The sequence below is a fragment of the Neisseria sp. P0009.S007 genome (assembly GCF_051962515.1).
In genome coordinates this window covers 1-2,860 of record NZ_JBQCVF010000185.1, presented here as the reverse complement: position 1 = coordinate 2,860, position 2,860 = coordinate 1, and the positions used below count along the sequence as shown (strand labels likewise).

Genomic DNA, 2,860 nt, shown 5'->3' with positions numbered 1-2,860 from the left:
TTTTTCGGACGAGCTTTTCCTAATCTTCACAGGAGACACAATATGAGCAACACCCCCACCATCCTACAGAACCCTCTCACCAACAAAGATACCGCTTTCACATTGGAAGAGCGAGCAAAATATGGCCTGACCGGCCGCCTACCTGTCGTTGTAGAAACGCTCGAACAACAGGCCACGCGTGCTTACCGCCAGTTTTCATCCTATGAAAAAGATATTGAAAAATATATCTTTCTTGATCAACTGCACAACCGCAACGAAGTACTGTACTACAAACTCCTGATTGACCATCTAGCCGAAATGCTACCCGTCGTTTACGACCCCACTGTCGGCGAAGCAATTAAAAAATGGAGCCGCGACTACCGCCGTTCGCGAGCTATCTATCTGGATGTAAACCATCCTGAAAACATCCGTGCATCGTTTGAAACGCTGGGCTTGGGTGCAAATGATGTAGATTTGATTGTGGTTTCCGATGCGGAAGAGATTTTGGGTATCGGCGACTGGGGTGTGAACGGCACGGATATTTCCGTCGGCAAACTGGCAGTTTATACTGCTGCTGCAGGCATTCATCCCAGCCGCACCATTGCTGTGAATCTAGATGTGGGTACAGATAATGAAGCCCTGCTCAATGATCCCACTTATTTGGGCAATCGCCATGCCCGCGTGCGTGGTGAACGCTACGACGCATTGATTGCAAACTACCTGAAAACTGCTGCTGAAATGTTCCCCAATGCGCTTTTGCACTTTGAAGACTTCGGTCCGTCCAATGCCCGCCGCATTTTGGTGGAGAACCGCCGACAATATCGTATTTTCAACGACGATATGCAGGGAACTGGCGCGATTGTGATGGCTGCCGTATTCTCTGGCCTAAAAGTGACCAAACAGACCTTTGCCGAACAGCGGTTGGTGGTGTACGGTGCAGGCACCGCAGGTACGGGTATGGCCGACCAAATCAGTGCGGCGATGGAGCGAGAAGGCCTGAGTCGCGAAGAAGCGAAACAACGCGTATGGCTGATTGACATCAATGGACTGGTTACTGATAACATGGACGGCTTGCCTGATTACCAGCAGGAATATGCCCGCCCAGCCACTGAAGTTGCCGACTGGGCGAAAACGGACGGTAAAATCGGCTTGCTCGAAGTTGTAAAACAAGTAAAACCGACTATCTTGATTGGCACATCCACCGATCACGGTGCATTCACTGAAGACGTAGTCAAAGCCCTATGTGCGGGCGTAGAGCGCCCAATTCTGCTACCGTTATCTAACCCGACCGAGAAAATCGAAGTGATGCCGAGTGAGGCTATAAAATGGTCGGATGGCAAAGCGCTCATTTCTGTCGGCATCCCCGTGCCACCCGTGCCGTATAAAGGCGTGAACTACGAAATCGGTCAAGCTAACAACGCCATGCTTTACCCAGGGTTGGGGCTGGGGGTTATCGTTTCTGGTGCGAAACACGTTACTGACGGGATGCTGCTGGCTGCAGCTGAAGCAGTCGCCTCGCAAGTCAATCCGCAGGACGAAGGCGCGTCACTCCTGCCATCGGTGAATAACCTGCGTGCATCGTCTGCTACTGTTGCTGTTGCTGTTGCCAAACAGGCGGTCAAGGACGGTGTAGCGACCAAGCAGCCTGAAAACTGGGTACAGGCGGTGCAGGACGCAATGTGGCAGGCGGTATATGAATAAAGTCTCCTAGAAGCTATAAGGCTACCTGAAAGCAAAAAGCAGTCTGAAATCCATGCAAAGAAGTCAGGCTGCTTTTACATTTTCAGACGACCTCTACCCGCAACGCATCCACAATCAACTTAAACACATTGGAATGCCCGCGACGGCTGGGATAATAGAGGTAAAGCGGTTCGTAAGTTATAGCATACTCAGGCAACAGCTCGACCAGTTGTCCAGAATGGAGTGCATCCGCTACGCTCATATGTGCTATCCACGCAATGCCAAGGCCGTCTGAAACGGCTTGCAGGCGTAGATGGTTGTTGATGGAAAATTGTGATTTGGGCGTGAATGTAATCAGCTCTTTTTTGTACTTGAATTCCCACTGCATTTCCGCGCCGTGTTCGGCGGAGAGCTTCGTGCCGATAAGGCGGTGCTGTTGCAGATCATCAATATTTTTCGGTGAACCATGTTGCGCCAAATAATCGGGCGAGGCAACCAATACCATTTTGAGCGGTGCGGAAATTGGCAAGGCAATCATCTCTTTCGCTACATCGTTGCCTAACCGTACGTCCATATCAAATCCCTCTTTCACAATATCTGCTCAGCGATCGTCCACCACGATTTCCAAGCGGATTTTCGGATATTGGTTCAAAATTGGCTTTAATTTTGGATACAACACCGCTTCTGCCGCCACTCTGCAAGGGCATTGATACGGAATTTATTTTATTGAGAAAATTATTTTTGTAGTAACTATTGAATTATCATTATATTCCCAAAATATTTGAATAAATAAAGAATTAAAGGTAAAACAATGCATAATCAACAATGGAAATTATCAGACGATACGGATAAATTGCATTTAACTCTTGATAGGATTATTGGATTTATTTCAAATTGTGATACCAAAGTATCATTTTGGTTCTCATTTTTTGGCGCTATTTTAACCATTTTATCTACTTTAAAAACACCCACAACAGAATTTATAAAAAGTGTTTTTTGTGCAAATCCTAGAAATAGAACAGATGAAGTCGTTTTATTTATTTTTATGCTTATATTTTTGGTATCAGCTATATGTTTCATAATTGGACTTTACTTTCTAAGCAAGGCTTTGATGGCAAAAATAACCAATAACGAGGATAGAAAATCTAATATTTTCTTCGGGCATATTGCATCACATGAGAACCAACAAGCCTATTTGAAG

At 46.4% G+C, this 2,860-nt stretch carries 3 protein-coding genes; 2 read left to right on the top strand and 1 reads right to left on the bottom strand.

What is annotated here, in order from left to right:
* Positions 1 to 42: 42 nt before the first annotated feature.
* On the top strand, positions 43 to 1,680 hold the full coding sequence (locus ACTHS3_RS11300) for an NAD-dependent malic enzyme (protein WP_070608348.1): 1,638 nt from the start codon (positions 43 to 45) through the stop codon (positions 1,678 to 1,680).
* An 82-nt stretch (positions 1,681 to 1,762) separates the two neighbouring features.
* On the opposite strand, the gene ACTHS3_RS11295 is transcribed toward ACTHS3_RS11300, so the two are convergent.
* Positions 1,763 to 2,251 (bottom strand): LysR substrate-binding domain-containing protein, encoded by a 489-nt coding sequence (locus tag ACTHS3_RS11295; protein ID WP_283116583.1) that lies wholly within the window; start codon positions 2,249 to 2,251, stop codon positions 1,763 to 1,765.
* A 219-nt stretch (positions 2,252 to 2,470) separates the two neighbouring features.
* On the opposite strand from ACTHS3_RS11295, the gene ACTHS3_RS11290 reads away from it, so the two are divergent.
* Positions 2,471 to 2,860: Pycsar system effector family protein (locus ACTHS3_RS11290; protein ID WP_440367979.1), on the top strand; the 390-nt coding region annotated here is incomplete at its 3' end.

What these genes read in the sequence shown, in the direction of transcription:
- ACTHS3_RS11300 (WP_070608348.1), top strand. Translation starts at nt 43, where the DNA reads ATGAGCAACACCCCCACCATCCTACAGAACCCTCTCACCAACAAAGAT.